The organism is Paractinoplanes maris (assembly GCF_023544465.1).
GTDB lineage: Bacteria > Actinomycetota > Actinomycetes > Mycobacteriales > Micromonosporaceae > Actinoplanes > Actinoplanes maris.
The window spans coordinates 531,177-547,817 of the sequence record NZ_JALPVL010000001.1; the positions used below are offsets into that span (position 1 = coordinate 531,177).

The window sequence follows — 16,641 nt, forward strand, 5'->3', positions numbered from 1 at the left end:
GTGGCCAGCGGGGCGCCGGCCGGGACGAAGCACGTGCCGTTGGCCACCCGCTCGTCGTGCAGCTTGTGCGCCCGGCCCAGCAGCCCCATCAGCTCGTCCTCGGCCCGGATCCGGGCCCGGTATTTCGCGGGCAGGCTCTTGAGGCGCGCCTCCTCGACCAAGAGGCGGTGGAAGATCTCGTCGCAATACGCCGGGTCGGTCTCGATGTCGAGGAACTCGTTGGCGTGCCGGCGAGCCGCGGCGATGTAGGTCTGGGCCCGCCCCTTGGGGCTGAGCAGGGACGCCACCACGGTGATGAAGAGAATCCCGATGATCAGCGAGAGCGACACCGCGGTGGAGAGCTCGACGACGTCGATGTGCTCGCCGCCGTTGATGAACGGCACGTTGTTCTCGTGCATGGCGTGCAGGATCAGCTTGACACCGATCAGCGCCAGGATCGCGGCCAGACCGTACGACAGATAGACCAGCCGGTCGAGCAGGCCGTCGATCAGGAAGTAGAGCTGGCGCAGGCCGAGCAGTGAGAACGCGGTCGCGGTGAAGACCAGGTAGACGTTCTGAGTCAGGCCGAAGATGGCCGGGATCGAGTCGAGTGCGAACAGGATGTCGGTACCGCCGATCGCCACCATGACCAGCAGCATCGGCGTGAGCACGCGCTTGCCGTCTTCATAGGTGAACAGCTTGTCGCCGTCGTAGCGGTCGGACGTGCGCAGCAGGCGGCGGGCCAGCTTGATGACGAAGTTGTCGGGCGCCTCGTCGTCGTTGCGTTGCTCCCGCAGCAGGTTGCCCGCCGTGATCAGCAGGATCAGCCCGAACAGGTAGAACACCCAGGCGAAGGAGTTGATCAGCGCCGAGCCGACGAAGATGAAGCCGGTGCGCGCGATCAGCGACACGACGATGCCGACGAGCAGCACCTTCTGCTGGTCGGCGCGGGGCACCTTGAAGCTGGAGAAGAGCAGCAGGAAGACGAAGAGGTTGTCGACCGACAGCGCCTTCTCGGTGACGTAGCCGGCGAAGTACTCGGCGCCCATGTCGCTGCCGCCGAAGATCCACACCCCGACGCCGAAGAGCACGGCGATCGAGACGTAGACCGCCGTCCAGCGGGTCGCCTCGCCGAGCGACGGGATGTGCGCCTTGCGCACGTGGAAAAAGAAGTCGTAGAGCAACAGCGCGATGATGCCGAGAACAGTCAGCAGCCACACCACACCCGACACATCCTGCATCAGGTCATCCTAAGGCTCACAAGTTTCTATCTGCTTGACGTGACCGCTGCTCGACGTTGCGATTCAGTGAGGAAGAGCACGCCGGTCAGGTCGGCGCCGCGCAGGTCCGCCCCCCGCAGATCGGCCCCGGTGAAGTCGGCGCGGCGCAGATCGGCGTCACGCAGGTCGGCCCCGATCAGCAGCGCGCCGCGGAAGCTGGCCCCGCGCAGGTCGGCACCGCGCATCTTGCGGCCGATCAGCTGGGCGCCGCGGTGGTCCTGGCGTCCCTTGATCCCGGCGCGGGCCAGTTCGCTGGCCCGTTGCAGCAACGGGTTGACCCGGCGCCGCTGGGCATCGAGGTCGAGTGCTCGCAAATCCGCCGGCGAGCCGGCGGCGAGGTGGTCGATCGAGGCGAGGGCGTCGCGCAGCTTCCCGTGTACGGAGTGTGCCTCGTCGAGCCGGAGCGCCTCAGTGAGCAGCCACATCAGCTCGTGGAGCTGGCGCATGATCGGCAGCAGCTCCAGCATCTCCGGCTTCGCCGACCGGTCGCTGCCACCGAACGTCTCCTGGGTGAGGCGCTGGCCCGCGCCGAAGCAGTCGAAGACGACGCAGCCGTGGAAGCCGCTGGCGTCGAGGCGCTCGTGGATCGTGCAGCGGTTGCCGCTGAGGTTGCGGCACGGGGTGCCGGCCGGCTTGTTGATCGCGAAGTCCGACGATTTGGCGAAGGCTGGGGCGACGCAGCAGAGGGCCTCGCAGCGCGAGCAGTCGGCGTGAAGTTCTCGTTCAGACATCTACTCCACTGTCTCAGACGCCAAGTCCCGGATCCGAGGCGGCGCCGACCATTCCCGTGGCCATTACTATTACCTTGCTCACTCCCCAAACCGCGCCTTTGGGGACAATGACGCAGATTGAGCGCCGACTTGCGTGACCATGGAATTACCTACCGCTGTCCCCGGCCGCTCAGTGCTCCGACGTGGCGAAATGGGGCCCGGATAAATCGCCCGAACGGCGCCGGACGGCACCACCGAAAGGCGCCGGTTCCGGTGTCCTGACGGTTGTCCGTAATTGTCCTACCGGGCCATCCCCGGGTAGTCCAAGGTCACTACACTGCTGCGAATGATCTCCAGGCTCGTGACTAAGGGCGTCGTAATCGGGGTCGCGGCGACCTTTGCCATCGCCGCCCCCGCTTCGGCTGCCGCTCCCCTGACACTCGATGGTCCGGAACAGGTTGTCGGCTACAGCCAGTTCGAAATGACCGGCACCGCCGACCCCCTCTCGACCGTCGAACTGTGGGAAACCGCCATCGGCTGGAACGACATGCAGCCGGCCAAGGACTGGGAGGGCAGCGGCGGCACCGTCACCGCGAAGGCCGACGCCTCCGGCAAGTTCAAGATCAACCGCTGGCTCGACTCGGGCTTCTACTTCGAGGTCCACCAGGGCAGCGTCAAGTCGCCGAAGATCACCGTCTACAGCAAGCTGAAGGTCGGCTTCTGGCTCAACGCGGACGAGGCCGTGGCCGGCAAGCTGACCGTGAACGGTGACGCCCTCCCGGCGCAGCCCGGTCTGCCGGTGACGATCGAGCGCAAGAGCGGCAGCACCTGGACGAAGGTGACGACCACGGAGACCGCCGGCGACACCGCCGCCTTCAGCAAGGTGGTCACCGGCCAGCCGGGTGGCGACCAGACCTACCGGGCCGTCTTCAGCGGCGACAGCACGCAGGGCGTGCGGGGCACCACCTCGAGCGAGGTGACCGTCTGGATCGCGGGCAGCACCACCACCCCGCCGACGACCACTCCGCCCACGACGCCGACGACGCCGCCCACCAAGCCGACGACGCCGCCGACGACCAAGCCCCCGACAACTCCGCCGACAACTCCGCCGACGACCACGCCGCCGCCGGCGACCGTCGCGCCGATCCAGTTCACCCGCATCCAGTACGACCCGCCGGGCACCGACTCGGGCAGCAACGGCAGCCTGAACAACGAGTACTTCAAGATCACGAACATGACGAAGAAGGCCATCAACATCAACGGCTGGACCGTCCGGGACGGCAAGGGCATCACCTACAAGTTCCCGAGCATCAACATCAACGTCGGCCAGTCCTACCTGGTGCGCACGGGCAAGGGCACCAACTCGGGCTCGATCCGCTTCTGGGGCCGCGCCGGCAAGTCCGGTTTCGTCTGGGACAACCTCGGCGACATCGCCTACCTGCGCAACCCGGCCGGCGGCAACGTCGACATCTGCAAGTGGACCAAGCTGGGCGCGGGTTACACCACCTGCTGACCCACCCCACCGCGCCGACTCGAGGCCCGGCTCTCCCCACCGCGGGAGGGCCGGGCCTTCTCAGTCCCCGGCGGCCGCCAGTTTCGTTCGGCAGTGCGGCGCAGGTGCAGGTTTTCTCGTCGGGGTGGATTTTGACGTAGGCCAGCCGGGTGTGGTCGTCGATCGGGGCGTGCACGTATTCGTCGCCGACCCGGGTGCCGGCGCGGGCCCGGCGGCGTTCGAGGCTGTTGCGGCCGTGGACCCGCCAGCCGCCGCCGTCGCGGAGCCGGGCGATCCCCCTTGACGTCGCCGTGGATGAGTTCGCCGGGCCGGTCCCGTTCGTAGCGGAGGATCGGTTGGCCGGGGGCCGGTCGAGGCAATCCAGGCGGTGCAGACCGCGACGGATGAGCACGGCGTGGATCGTGGAAGCGGGCATACCCAGCAGCGGCACCAGCCGACGTGGCCCGCGTCAGAGCTCGGTTCGTAGCGCACACACGCGGGCCTCGGTCTCGGGTGCGGTCTTGCCGGGCAGCCGATGTGCGCTGCTCGGCCGGGGCCGCCCCTTGGGGAGGCGGGCCCCTGATCAGCTGTTGGGGAGGCCGGCGGCGTCGAGCAGGATCTCGGCCATCCGGATCGCCTGGCCGTGCACGCCCTCGTTGTGCATCACGGCCCACGAGCTGGCCCCGTCGAAGGTCATGACCAGTTGCTGGGCCAGCTGATCGGGGTCGGCTGCGCCGCCGGCGACGGCCTCGCGGCGGAAGAAGCCGGCCAGCCCGTCCTTGTGGCGGAGAGCCACCGCCCGCGCGGGGTGCCCGGCGTCCTTGATCTCGACCGAGGTGGCCAGGAACGGGCAGCCGTAGAACCCCGGCTGGGTGGCGACCTCCTCGATCACCCGGAAGACGTGCAGGATCCGCTCGCGCGGCGTCCCGTCCTCACCGTCGGGCAGCAGGCTCGCGTCGAAGCCAGGAGCCAGGCGCTCGAGACTGGCCGCCAGCACCTCGTCCTTGCTGCCGAAAAGCTGGTACATCGAGCGCTTGGAGACGCCCGCGGCCTTGGTCAGCGCCTCGACGCCGACGTTGACACCCTCGCGGTAGAACAGATCCGCCGCCGCGTCGAGCAGGCGATCACGCGTGTCAGTCACCGGACGAGCCTACCTCGCCTGAAAACCGATCGGTTTCACGGATCACATCTGCTTGCCGCTGGAAACCGATCGGTTTACGGTCGAGAAAACCGATCAGTTTCCTCCCTCGGAAGGGCATCTCATGACTGCGATCAAGGATTCCGTCGTCCTCGTCACCGGCGGCAACCGCGGCATCGGCCAAGCCCTGGTCGACGAGCTGTTCCGGCGAGGAGCGGCCAAGGTGTACGCCACTGCCCGCGACCCGCGCACGGTGAGCCACCCGGACGCCGTCGCGCTGCGGCTGGACGTCACCGACGAGGCCTCGATCGCCGAGGCGGCCCGGCAGGCGTCCGACGTCACGATCCTGATCAACAACGCCGGCATCGCGAGCGGTGCCTCATACCTCGACTCGCCGCTGGACGAGGTGAAGCGCGACCTGGACACCAACTTCTACGGCCCACTGCTGGTCACCCGGGCCTTCGTACCGGTGATCGAGGCCAACGGAGGCGGCCACCTGCTCAACGTGCACTCGGTGCTGTCGTGGTTCGCCGACGGCGGCCCCTACAGCGCCTCCAAGGCCGCGCTGTGGTCCCAGACCAACTCCCTGCGCCTGCACCTTCGCCCGCGTGGCATCGAGGTCACCGGCCTGCACGTCGCCTATGTCGACACCGACATGGCCGCAAAGATCGACGCCCCCAAGTCAAGCGCCACCGACGTAGCCGCGGCCGCACTGGACGGCGTAGAGACCAACGCCTTCGAGGTACTGGCCGACGAGGTGACCCGAGGCGTGAAGTCAGCCCTGTCCGGCGACCTCACACTCCTCTACCCCCAGTTGACCGCCTGACAACCGCAAGGCGCCCCCAGCCCACCACCAGCTCGCCGGCTCGCCGTTGTCAGCCCCACCCCCATGACGATCACCCAGAAGCAGACACCTTCGCGGCCCAACCCCATCTCCCACGCACCTGACCAGGGCATCAGCGCTCTCAGGCACCCCAGTTTGGAGTCCGGGACAGCACAGGCTAGGCTTTAGTTACCGACGCGGGGTGGAGCAGCTCGGTAGCTCGCTGGGCTCATAACCCAGAGGTCGCAGGTTCAAATCCTGTCCCCGCTACAAACGAAAGGCCCTGTCCACCCGGACAGGGCCTTTCTGCATGCCTGCCCCGCGCAGCCCCACCTTCACGCACCCGCCGCCCGCCGATCCAGCCCGTGCGGCCCACTCCGGTGCCCCCAACCCGAGCCAACACAAACGAGCTCGCACGCCCGTGCACGCGACGGCGCGAGCCCATCGAAGCGAACACAATGAAAGTCCCACAGGCGGGGGCACGGACGCGACTCAGGCCGGCGCCGATGCAAACACCAACGCCAGACCCCCAGCATCCACCGCAAAGGCCTCAAAGCCCGGCAGCAGAGCGCCAACGCAGTCCGGCGACGCCCCAGGGCCAAAGCGGCCAGCAAGACCAAGGTGACCCACCCAGCTTCGCCACCAGCTGGACGGGTCAGGTGCCGCTCTGGCGTGCCTCGAAGTCAGCTGACGGCAGCGAGGCGCCGCCGCCGCACAGGCGCCCCCAACACGCCCCCGGCCCAGCGAGGGCCCACCAGGCCCCAACACACCCCCCCGGCCCAGCGAGGGGGCCGCCAGGCCCCAACACGCCCCCGGCCCAGCGAGGGGCCGCCAGGCCCCAACGCGGCCACAAACTCACCCACCGGCACCACCGCACCGTGGGGTCTGGGGGCTCGGCCCCCAAGCAGAAATGCGAAGAGGCCCCGGTCCGCGCTTTCCGCGGACAAGGGCCTCTTGACTCGTAGCGGGGACAGGATTTGAACCTGCGACCTCTGGGTTATGAGCCCAGCGAGCTACCGAGCTGCTCCACCCCGCGTCGACTCGCTAACACTAGCGCAACCCGGGCGTTGGCTGCAAAACAGGTCCCGGTGACCCACCACACGTGGCTCACCGGGACCTGTTGTGGTCAGCCGCTTGGTGTCGGGGACGGGTTTCCTGAGGGGTTCGCCGGCGGGGTCGCCGACGAGGACGGGTTGGCCGAGGCGCCGGGAGTGGGCGTGCCGGTGGCCGCGTTCCGGGCGTTCTCGAAGTTGTCCATCGCGGTTTCCAGCGCCTGCAGCGCCGCGCCGTACTTGGCGAAGTCGCCGGACTCCTGGGCCGTCCGGACGTCGTTGATCGCCTTGTCGACGGCGGCGGCCGCGGTCGCCAGTTCACCGGTCAGAGCCGGCGGCGGCGCGTTGTTGTTGTTGTTGTTGCCGTTGTTGTTGTTGTTCCCGCTGTTGTTGTTGCCGCTGTTGTTGTCGGTCTGGGCCTGTTTGCCCTGCGTGACCAACTGGTCCAAGCCCTGTTTGAGGTTGTCGGCGAGCACGACGTAGGTACCGCCGTCCCCGTACGACATCAGGACCTTCTGCAGCAGCGGGGCCGCGTTCTCCTGGTTGCCGGTCTTGACGTAGACCGGTTCGACGTAGAGGACGCCGCCCTCGACGGGCAGGGAGATCAGGTTGCCGTAGAGCACCTGACTCTGCGCGTTGTTGGAGAGCAGGTTGAGCTGTTGCCGGACCGAGGCGTTGTTGGTCATCTTCTGATGGACCTGGACCGGTCCGGGGATGACCGTCTGATCAGGTAGTTCGAGGACCTGGAGCACCGGTTTGTTGTCCACGTACGAGCCGGAGATGAAGGCCGCCAGGTTCTCGCGGTTGGCCGGTGTCACGCCGGCTGTCAGCTGGAACCTGGTCTGCTCCTGCTCGGGCAGCTGCACGTTCAGATAGAACGGCGGCTGCTTCTGGTTGCTGGACGGCGCGTCCGGCGCGTTCGGCACCTGCCAGAAGTCCTGGCCGGAGAAGAACGCCTGCGGGTCGGTCACGTGGAACCGGGTGAGCAGGTTGCGCTGGACCTTGAACAGGTCCTGCGGGTAGCGGAAGTGCGCCTCGAGCGAGGCCGGGGTGTCCGCCTTCGGGATGATCAGGTCACCGCCGAAGGCTTTGTTCCAGGCCTTGAGGACCGGGTCGTTGTCGTCGAACTCGTACAGCTTGACCGTGCCGTCGTACGCGTCGACGGTCGCCTTGACCGAGTTGCGCATGTAGTTGACGTCGTCGCGGGCCAGCGCGAACTGCCCCTGACCGGTCAGCTCGTCCTGCGTCTCGGTGGCCAGGTTGATCTTCTGCGCGTACGGGTAGGACGCCGACGTGGTGTAGCCGTCGAGGATCCAGGTGATCCGGCCGTCGACCACGGCCGGGTACGGGTCGCCGTCGATCGTCAGGAACGGCGCGACCTTTTCGACGCGGTCCCGCGGCTCGCGGATGTACATGAGCCGGGAGTCGCCGTTGACCGCGTCGGAGAGCAGGAAGTTGCTCTCGGTGTTCTTGATCGCGAAGACGAGCCGGCGGAAGAACGAGCCGATCTCGACACCACCCTGACCGGAGTAGGTGTAGAGCTCCTCGGCGTTCTTGTTCTCCTCCTGCGGACGGTCGAACTCGACCTTGCGGGCCGGGTCCTCCTGACCGACGATCGCGTACTCGGAGGACTGCTCGCCGAAGTAGATGCGCGGCTGATCGACCTTGATCTCTTCGGTCGCGGCGGAACAGCCCGGCGGGCGGTCGTCGCCGAGGAAGCCGGAGACGAAGAACGGCAGACCACCACAGACGACCTGGTTGGCCGGCGCCGCCACCAGGCCGTAGCCGTGGGTGTAGACGGTGTGCCGGTTGAGCCAGTTGCGCTGCTGCGGAGTCAGCTTGTCGTCGTTGATCTCGCGCGCGCCGACGACGTAGTCGGCGGTCCGGTTGTCGATCGAGTACCGGTCGACGTCCAGCTTCTTACCGAAGTCGTAGAAGCCACGGGACTGCTGCGACTGGGTGAAGGCCTGCGAGACCAGTTGGGGGTCTATCAACCGCGCGTTCTGAGCGCTGCTGTCGGCAGCCAGCCCGCTCGGTGGGACGACGTTGTTGGCCCGGTAGGCCTCCATCTGGGTGCCCTCGAGACCGAAAGCCGCCCTCGTCGCGTTGATCGAGCGCTGGATGTACGGCGCTTCCTTCTCGCTCAGGCTGGGCTTGACCGAGAAGTTCTGCACGGCCAGCGGGTAGATGCCGCCGATGGCCACCGCCGAGATGGCCAGCAGGGCCAGCGAAACGCCCGGCCAGACGAGATTGCGCATCCAGGCGTTGGAGAACACGATGATCGCGATCGCCACCACGATCGAGATGTAGGCCAGGATCTCCTTGGCCGGCAACAACGCGTTGACGTCGGTGTAGCCGGCGCCGTAAAGCCCGGGCGACACGTGCTGCTCGAGCAGCAGGGCCCGCCGGTCGAGCACGTACGCCACCGCCTTGAGCAGGACGAAGAGCGCGACCAGCGAGGTCAGGTGAGCCCGCGCGGCGGTGGTCATCCGGTCGCCGACGCCTTGCAGGCGCACGCCGCCGAAGATGTAGTGCACGGCGAGCGCGCCGAGCACCGAGAGCACCACCGCGGTGAAGGCGACACCCAGCGCGTAGCGCAGCATCGGGTAGTCGAAGATGTACCACCCGACATCGACGCCGTGCTCCGGGTCCTTGACCCCGAAGCTGCCACCGTTCCGGAAGAGCATCCAGTCCTTCCACCGGCCTTGTGCGGACAGGCCGGCGAAGAAGCCGATGATCACCGTGAGCACGGTGATCCAGGTGCCGAGCCGCGGCGCGATGATCATGCGGTAGCGCTCGAGCGTCGCTTGCTCGGCCGAGTGCGGCCGCAGCAGCGGGCGCAGACGGTAGGCCAGATAGAGGTTGCCGGCGATGATCAGCGCGACGAGCACACCGACGGACAGGAAGAGGAGGAGGCGGGTGAGGAGAACACCGGAGAAGACGTTGACGAAGTCGACCTCGTTGAACCAGAGGTAATCGGTGTACGCGTCGATACCCCACCCGAGCAGCGTGAAAAGAAGGAAGACCCCGACCAGGACGCCGACGGTGACGCGACCGCGCCGGCTCATCCTTGGTAGAGGGCTGTTACGCATAACCAACGGAGGCTCCACATATCAGTCGGGCCGGTGTCTCACCGTACGTCATCTGTCACTCAGCCGAGCACGGCTTGGGAGTGCCGCCCCCGGTGAACGTCTTGAGTGCGGTCAGCGCGTCGTCCACCGTGGCCACCTCGGCCATCGGCAGCCCGTCGACCGCGTTGCGCAACGCCTCGGCGCAATTGCCCTTGGGCACGAGGAACACCTGGGCCCCGGCCTTCTTGGCGCCGACCAGCTTCTGCGGGATCCCGCCGATCGGGCCCACGTTGCCGTCGTTGTCGATGGTCCCGGTGCCCGCAATCACCTTGCCGCCGGTCAGGTCCTCGGGCTCCAGCTTGTCCATGATGCCGAGAGTGAACATCAGCCCCGCGCTCGGCCCGCCGATCTTGTCGAGGTCGATCGAGACCTTGAACGGCGCGTTCTGCTTCGTGCCGATCTCGATGCCCAGGCGCGGCACCTTGTCCTCCGCCGCCTTGGTGGTGACCTGGGCCGTGGCGGCTTTACCGGCTCGTGTGTAGGCGATGGTCAGCGCCGTGCCGGCCGGTTTGGCCCGGACCAGCTCGGTCAGTCGCGACGGATCGGTGACCTTGGCCCCGTCGACTGTGGTGATCACGTCGCCCGCCTCGAGGATGCCGGTCGCGGCGCTGCCGGCGCTGACCTTCTGCACCACGGTCTGCACCGGGTAGCCCAGCTTGGTCAGGGCGACCGTGATCGCGCTGTCCTGCGACTCGGTCCACTCCTCGGCGTTCTGCTGCTCGACCTGTTTCTCGGTGCGGTCGGGCGGATAGATCAGCTCGCGGGGCACCACCGCGTCGGAGGAGCTGAGCCAGCTGCTCACGGCCCACACCAGCTCGACCTGCGACTGCACGTTCACGGTGGTCAGCCGCAACTGGCCGGCCGACGTCGTGGTCTTCGCATCCGTCACCTGGATCACCTCGGCGCCGTTGTCCGAGCCGAGTGTGTTCACCGTCGGACCGGGCTTCAGCACGACGTACGGCAGGGGTGCGGCCATCACACCGACTGCCAGCAGAGCGGTGATCAGGGCGCCGAGGATTACGGTGACACCACGACGTCTCATGCGCGAGAGACTATCGCCCCTGCCTGAGTTCTCTCTGAGCTGACACCGCGACGGGTCCCGAGCGGGCTTTTCGCGCGTACCGTTGGCTACGTGCCTGATATCCCGTTCGGATTCTCCTTGCCGGGTGCCCAGCCGCCCGATCCCTCCGATCCGCAGCAGATGCAGCAGTTCATGGCGCAACTGCAGCAGATGTTCGCCGGCCCCGGCAGTGGCCCGGTGAACTGGGACCTGGCCCGGCAGGTCGCCGCCAGCCAGCTGTCCGCCGCCGGCGACCCCGCGGTGAACATGTTCGAGCGCCACCAGGTCGAGGAGTCGCTGCGCCTCGCCGACCTGTGGCTCGACCCGGCCTCCGCGCTACCCAGCGGCATCCGCACGGCCGCCGCGTGGAACCGCAACGAGTGGATCTACAACACCCTCGAGGTGTGGAAGAAGCTGTGCGACCCGATCGCCGGCCGCATGGTCGGCGCCATGGGCGACCTGGTGCCCGACGAGGCCAAGGCTCAGCTCGGCCCGATGCAGTCGATGGTCGCGACGCTCGGCGGCGCGCTCTTCGGCGGGCAGCTCGGCCAGGCGCTGGGTCAGCTCGCGGCCGAGGTGCTCTCGGCGGGCGACATCGGCCTGCCGCTCGGCCCGACCGGCACCGCCGCGCTCGTCCCGGCCAACATCAAGGCGTACGGCGAGGGCCTGGAGATCCCGGAGGATCAGGTCCGCCTCTACGTGGCTCTGCGCGAGGCCGCCCACCAGCGCCTCTTCGGCCACGTGCCGTGGCTGCGGGCGCACGTGCTGAGCGCCGTCGAGACGTACGCGAACGGCATCACTGTCAATCGGGAGGCGATCGAGGAGGCGATGAGCCGCGTCGACCCCGCCGACCCCGAGTCGATGCAGGCGATGGCGCTCGAGGGCATCTTCACCCCCGAGGACACCCCGCAGCAGAAGGCCAGCCTGGCCCGCCTCGAGACGGCGCTCGCGCTGATCGAGGGCTGGGTCGGTCACGTGGTCGACAGCGCCGCCGGCGACCGGTTGCCGTCCGTGGTCCAGCTCGGTGAGGCCTTCCGCCGCCGCCGGGCCGCCGGTGGTCCGGCCGAGCAGACGTTCGCCGCACTCGTCGGCCTCGAGCTGCGCCCCCGCCGTCTGCGCGAGGCGGGTGTCTTGTGGTCCGCGGTCGCCGAGCAGCGCGGGGTCCAGGGGCGCGACGCTCTGTGGGGCCACCCCGACCTGCTGCCCACCGACGAGGACTTCGCCAACCCGCAGGCCTTCGCCCAGGGCAGCTCCGACTGGGACATCAGCGAGCTCGACAACCTGGGCCCGGGCACTGACGAGGGCGACGCCAAGCAGAGCTGAGCGGATCAGCCGCCGAGCAGCGCCCGAGTGTTCTCCCAGCCCTCCAGAGCCGGGTCGAGACTCGCCAGCTCGGCGGCTCCGCGCAGCCGCCGCCACTCCGGTGTCGATGACACGTCACCGGGCCGGGGCGCGTCCCGGCGGATGATCTGCGCGCCGGCCGTGTCGAGATCGTAATCGGCCAGCCAGGCGGGCGCCGGCAGCGCCGTGGCCAGCCCGAAGAGCCCGTTCCCGGGGCCGCCGGCGGAGACCGCGACAGCCTTGTTCTCGAGCGGGCGCAGCAGCTTGCCGAGGATCATGCCGGGCACGTCGGGCGCGTCGGCTGCGATCACCGCCGCCTGATCGAAGCCGTCCTCGGTGGCCGCGGTCAGCACCGGCAGATAGCTCGCGGTCGGGATCTCGTAGATCCGCATGCCCGGCCAGGCGATCTCCTTGGCCAGAGGCAGGTCGTCGGCGGTCGCGGCGACGGCCGCCTCGGCCTGGGCGAGCCGGGCCAGCAGGTCGACCACGTCCTCGGCCAGCGCCGCCCGCCAGGCCGTCAGATCAACACCGGGCGGACTCCATCGCACCGGCACCAGCAGCGCAGCAACCACCCGTCGGACCACGCGTCCACCCTATCGGCGGCCGGGCCGGTGCTCCGAGCCTGTGGACAACAGACTCAGTCGTCCGCGAGCACCAGACCGGTGGCCGCCGAGATGCCCTCGAGGTAGCCGCGGGCCCGTTCGGCCTTGGGGAAGCGGCTGACCAGTTCCCAGAACCGGGCGCTGTGGCTGGGGACGATCAGGTGCGCCAGCTCGTGCAGCAGAACGTAGTCGATCACCCAGTCGGGCATCTCCTGGATCCGGTGCGAGATGCGGATCGTGCCGTCATCGGGGGTGCAGGAGCCCCAGCGGCCGTTCTGGTTGGTCACCCAGCGCACGCTGGCCGGTTGCACGCGGGCGACGTGATCGGCGAGGTAGCGGCTGGTCAGGCGACGGGCCCGGCTGAGGAGCTCGTCGTCGGTGCGCTGAATGCGCTCCTCGCGCGCGGCCAGGCGCGCCAGCATCCGCTCGACCCACTCGGTCTCCTCGGCGCGCGAGAACCGGTCGGGAATGAGCACGACAACGCGCTCTCCATCGCGGTACGCGGACACTGTGCGACGCCGGCGCTGGCTGCGCCGCACTTCCACGACAGGCTTGCGCGTCCGGGCCATTACCGGCTCGCGCGGCCCAGATTCGGGTTCACGTTGAGACGCTAATCCGTGAGACCCATGTCACCGCAAGAGTACGCGCGATAACACACGCGCGATATGTGCGCTTCGTCCGCGAATAGCCGAAAAATTTTCCACGGCGGCAACATCGGGCGCGCCGTCGGCGGCCGATCGCCCAACCTAGCCCACCGGTGGAACCCACCGCCATCGTGCTCGCCGTCCCGTTTCGGCCCGTTTGAAGGCAACTTCCGGCGTGTTGCGGCACAACATCCCAAAAAGGGCGATTCGGACGGGCACACTCACCTCGTCGGTGACACCGCCGACGCCGCGCTGACATGGAACTGGCCTGACCTGGGTAGTGGTCGCCCCGACGGGTGGCCACATCTACGTGGTCTCGGAGCGGTCCAGCGCCGAACACAGGTCGCGGCCTGCTACCGCGAGCAGGCATCGGGCCGACCCGGCCGACAACATGACGAGGAGGAACCGTGGCCGACAACACGTACAACGGCTACTGCGTGAAGTGCAAGGAGAAGCGCGACTTCCAGGGCACTGTCGAGGTCTCGAAGACCGGCATGAACATGGCCAAGGGCAAGTGCCCGGTCTGCGGGACGACCGTGAACCGCATTCTGGGCAAGGCCAAGGCCTGATCCGGACGACCCCGCGGGCTTGGCCCCACTAGGCCTTCGTCGAGCCCGCGGCAAGGTCGTTCACCCACCCGGGGAGGGCACGTCGCCCTCCCCGGTGCTTTTCTCCGCCAGCGCGCACCCCCCTCCCGCGAGGCACGTTGAGTGAGGTTGTGGATAAGCCCCGCAGCCTGTGGATAACTCGCTGAGGTCTGTGGACAACCCGCGTGCCGGGCCGTCGCGGCCTGTGGACAACTTTGTCGCTCCGCATCCTTGCGGTGACATCCTGTGACACATGAACCGTCCTCTGCTCATCCCCGGTCTTCCCCGCGTCTGGCGTGACGGAGGCGAACTGCAGCTCGGCTCGGACCCGTCCCGGGCGGTCGTGCTGCGACTCCCCCATCCGCGCACCGCGCTGGTGCTCGACCTTCTCGACGGCAGCCGGCCCGAGCGGGTGGTGCTGCTGCACGCCGCCCGCAAGGGCATCCCACCCGCCGACACCCAGGCCGTGGTCGACAATCTGCGCGCCGCCGGGCTCGCCGTGCCGGCCGCGTCGCTGCTGCCACCGTCGATCCCGGCCGTTCACCGGCTCACCGGTGAGGCGTCGGTGCTCGCGTTGCGCGGTGACACCTCACGCACCCCCGCGACCCGATTGCGCCGGCGTCATGCCGCGCGGGTGGTGATCGACGGGCGGGGCCGCCTGGGCGCCCCGATCGCGGTGGCGCTGGCCGAGGCGGGCGTCGGGCACGTGCGTCCCGAGCTGCCGGGGCTGGTTCATCCGGGCGAGCTGGCCGCCGGTCCGCTGCGCGGGTCCGACGTCGGCAAGACCCGCGACCTGGCGGTGACCGACGCTCTGACCCGCGCGGTGCCCGAGACCGAGACCGGCGCCGTACGCGGTGCCGCCACCCTGATCGTGCAGCTCGACTCCGACATGCCGGTCACCCTGCTGGCCGCCGCCCACGCGCAGCGGCAGCAGCCGCATCTGGCCGTGACCATCCGCGACGGCGCGGTGGTGGTCGGCCCGCTCGTCCCCGCCTCCGGTGGGCCCTGTCTGGCCTGCCTCGACCTGCACCGCCGCGATCGCGACGCCGGGTGGCCCGGTCTGCCCCGGCGCACCGGCCCGGAGCCGTGCACCGTGGCCACCCTGCTGGCCGCCACGGCCTACGCCGTCGAGGAGGTTCTGACCTTCATCGACGGCGGCAGCCCGGAGACTCTGGGCGCCTCGGCCGAGCTGACCTCGCCGTCCCGCCTGCGCCGCCGCACCTGGCTGCCCCACCCGGGCTGCGCCTGTTCCCGGCCGCCGCGCCGCTCCAGCCGGTCGAATCCCGTGTGATAGGGGCAATCATTGATGGACTTTTCTTCTGCTAGCGGACAATTGGTGTCCAGCCGGGCGGTCGGACCGCCCGACGTCGGTCACAATGATCTGGTGAGCGACATTCCGCGGCGTGCGGCGGCCCGCACCGCCAAGCTGGCCGCGCTTCCGCTGGGCTTCGCGGGGCGCACGGCACTGGGCTTCGGCAAGCGTGCTGTCGGGATCGCCACCGACGTGATCTCGGAGGACATCCAGCGGCGCACCGCCGAGCAGCTGTTCAGCGTCCTGGGCCAGCTCAAGGGCGGGGCCATGAAATTCGGGCAGGCGCTGTCGGTCTTCGAGGCCGCCCTGCCCGAGGAGATGGCCGGCCCCTACCGCCAGGCCCTGACCAAGCTGCAGGAGGCCGCGCCCCCGATGCCGGTGGCCAGCCTGCACAAGGCGCTGGCCGAGCAGCTCGGCCCCGACTGGCGTGACCTGTTCGCCGAGTTCGACGACAGCCCGGCCGCCGCGGCCAGCATCGGCCAGGTGCACCGGGCGGTCTGGAAACTGCCGCCCGCCCGTAAGAACGCCAAGCCCAAGACCGTGCCGGTCGCGGTCAAGGTGCAATACCCGGGCGCCGGCGAGGCCCTGATCGCCGATCTCAAGCAGCTCTCCCGGCTGGCCGGCATGTTCAAGATCATCCAGCCCGGCATGGACATCAAGCCGCTGCTGGCCGAGCTCCGGGAGCGCATCACCGAGGAGCTCGACTACGCGATGGAGGCCGAGACCCAGACGGCCTTCGCCGAGGCCTTCGCCGGCGACGACGAGATCTATGTGCCCAAGGTGATCGCCTCGGCGCCCAAGGTGCTCGTCACCGAATGGGTCGACGGCACCCCGCTGGCCAAGATCATTTCGGACGGCACGGTCGAGGAGCGCGACGAGGCCGGCCGCCTGATGGCGATCCTGCACTTCTCGGCGCCCGCCCGGTCCGGCCTGCTGCACGCCGACCCCCACCCGGGCAACTTCCGCATCCTGCCCGACGGCCGCCTCGGCGTGATCGACTTCGGCGCGGTGGCCCGGCTGCCCGGCGGCCATCCCGAGTCGATCGGCCGGCTGGTGCGGCTGGCCCTCGACGGCGACGCCCAGGGGGTCGCCGACGGGCTGCGCGAGGAGGGCTTCGTCAAACAGGACGACGAGATCGACGCCCAGGGCCTGCTCGACTTCCTGCGCCCGATGATCGAGCCGGTCGCCGTCGACCGCTTCCGGTTCACCCGCGCGTGGCTGCGCGGCGAGGCCACCCGGCTCAGCAGCCCACGCTCCCCGGCCTATCAGCTGAGCCGCAAGCTCAACCTACCGCCGTCCTACCTGCTGATCCACCGGGTGACGCTGGGCTCGATCGGCGTTCTCAGCCAGCTCGAAGCCGAGGCTCCTTATCGCGCGATCCTCGAGAAGTGGCTGCCCGGCTTCGCGCCAGTGCCGTGACGGCTGAAGCGGGCGCGGGGCCGGGAGGGCTGAGTAAGCAGCAAGTCGGCGGGCCGAGTGAGCAAGCCGGC

General features: G+C 68.9%; 12 protein-coding genes, 2 tRNA genes and 2 pseudogenes. 7 read left to right on the forward strand and 9 right to left on the reverse strand.

The window, feature by feature from the left end; translation table 11 throughout:
* Positions 1-236: 236 nt before the first annotated feature.
* Together NAG42_RS02530 and NAG42_RS02535 are read right to left on the reverse strand one after the other, a co-directional pair.
* Positions 237-1,211, reverse strand: a pseudogene (locus tag NAG42_RS02530) (TerC family protein); the annotation flags it as partial.
* 35 nt (positions 1,212-1,246) lie between these two features.
* Complete coding sequence (locus tag NAG42_RS02535) at positions 1,247-1,990, reverse strand: pentapeptide repeat-containing protein (protein WP_250027567.1); 744 nt, start codon at positions 1,988-1,990, stop codon at positions 1,247-1,249.
* A gap of 325 nt (positions 1,991-2,315) precedes the next feature.
* Here NAG42_RS02535 and NAG42_RS02540 point away from each other — a divergent pair, with 325 nt between their 5' ends.
* Positions 2,316-3,482, forward strand: coding sequence for a lamin tail domain-containing protein (locus NAG42_RS02540; protein ID WP_250027568.1), 1,167 nt, complete (start codon positions 2,316-2,318; stop codon positions 3,480-3,482).
* Between the two features lie 97 nt (positions 3,483-3,579).
* Here NAG42_RS02540 and NAG42_RS45445 read toward each other — a convergent pair.
* Together NAG42_RS45445 and NAG42_RS02545 are read right to left on the reverse strand one after the other, a co-directional pair.
* Positions 3,580-4,020, reverse strand: a pseudogene (locus NAG42_RS45445) (transposase family protein); the annotation flags it as partial.
* Between the two features lie 24 nt (positions 4,021-4,044).
* Complete coding sequence (locus NAG42_RS02545; protein ID WP_250027569.1) at positions 4,045-4,602, reverse strand: TetR/AcrR family transcriptional regulator; 558 nt, start codon at positions 4,600-4,602, stop codon at positions 4,045-4,047.
* Between the two features lie 121 nt (positions 4,603-4,723).
* Between NAG42_RS02545 and NAG42_RS02550 the strand changes: the two genes are divergently transcribed.
* Entirely contained in the window at positions 4,724-5,425 is a 702-nt protein-coding gene (locus NAG42_RS02550) for an SDR family oxidoreductase (protein ID WP_250027570.1), read from the forward strand.
* 193 nt (positions 5,426-5,618) lie between these two features.
* Positions 5,619-5,692: transfer RNA gene (locus NAG42_RS02555), tRNA-Met, on the forward strand.
* Positions 5,693-6,384: 692 nt separating this feature from the next.
* Here NAG42_RS02555 and NAG42_RS02560 read toward each other — a convergent pair.
* The 3 genes from NAG42_RS02560 to NAG42_RS02570 form a co-directional block, all read right to left on the reverse strand.
* Positions 6,385-6,458 (reverse strand) — tRNA-Met (locus tag NAG42_RS02560).
* 90 nt (positions 6,459-6,548) lie between these two features.
* Positions 6,549-9,542, reverse strand: a complete 2,994-nt coding sequence (locus NAG42_RS02565; protein WP_250027571.1) for a UPF0182 family membrane protein — start codon at positions 9,540-9,542, stop codon at positions 6,549-6,551.
* A 79-nt stretch (positions 9,543-9,621) separates the two neighbouring features.
* On the reverse strand, positions 9,622-10,647 hold the full coding sequence (locus NAG42_RS02570) for a YlbL family protein (protein ID WP_250027572.1): 1,026 nt from the start codon (positions 10,645-10,647) through the stop codon (positions 9,622-9,624).
* A 90-nt stretch (positions 10,648-10,737) separates the two neighbouring features.
* On the opposite strand from NAG42_RS02570, the gene NAG42_RS02575 reads away from it, so the two are divergent.
* Positions 10,738-11,988 (forward strand): zinc-dependent metalloprotease, encoded by a 1,251-nt coding sequence (locus NAG42_RS02575; RefSeq protein WP_250027573.1) that lies wholly within the window; start codon positions 10,738-10,740, stop codon positions 11,986-11,988.
* Between the two features lie 5 nt (positions 11,989-11,993).
* Here NAG42_RS02575 and NAG42_RS02580 read toward each other — a convergent pair whose 3' ends face one another.
* Together NAG42_RS02580 and NAG42_RS02585 are read right to left on the reverse strand one after the other, a co-directional pair.
* Complete coding sequence (locus tag NAG42_RS02580; protein ID WP_250027574.1) at positions 11,994-12,590, reverse strand: hypothetical protein; 597 nt, start codon at positions 12,588-12,590, stop codon at positions 11,994-11,996.
* A gap of 53 nt (positions 12,591-12,643) precedes the next feature.
* Positions 12,644-13,177, reverse strand: a complete 534-nt coding sequence (locus tag NAG42_RS02585; protein WP_250027575.1) for a M48 metallopeptidase family protein — start codon at positions 13,175-13,177, stop codon at positions 12,644-12,646.
* Positions 13,178-13,659: 482 nt separating this feature from the next.
* Between NAG42_RS02585 and NAG42_RS02590 the strand changes: the two genes are divergently transcribed.
* The 3 genes from NAG42_RS02590 to NAG42_RS02600 all read left to right on the forward strand — a co-directional run bounded on the left by NAG42_RS02590 (position 13,660) and on the right by NAG42_RS02600 (position 16,570).
* Complete coding sequence (locus NAG42_RS02590; protein ID WP_015625326.1) at positions 13,660-13,821, forward strand: DUF5679 domain-containing protein; 162 nt, start codon at positions 13,660-13,662, stop codon at positions 13,819-13,821.
* A 271-nt stretch (positions 13,822-14,092) separates the two neighbouring features.
* Positions 14,093-15,130: a ThiF family adenylyltransferase gene (locus NAG42_RS02595; protein WP_250027576.1), complete on the forward strand. Its 1,038-nt coding sequence runs from the start codon at positions 14,093-14,095 to the stop codon at positions 15,128-15,130.
* Positions 15,131-15,223: 93 nt separating this feature from the next.
* On the forward strand, positions 15,224-16,570 hold the full coding sequence (locus NAG42_RS02600) for an ABC1 kinase family protein (protein ID WP_250027577.1): 1,347 nt from the start codon (positions 15,224-15,226) through the stop codon (positions 16,568-16,570).
* The last annotated feature ends 71 nt before the right edge of the window (positions 16,571-16,641 follow it).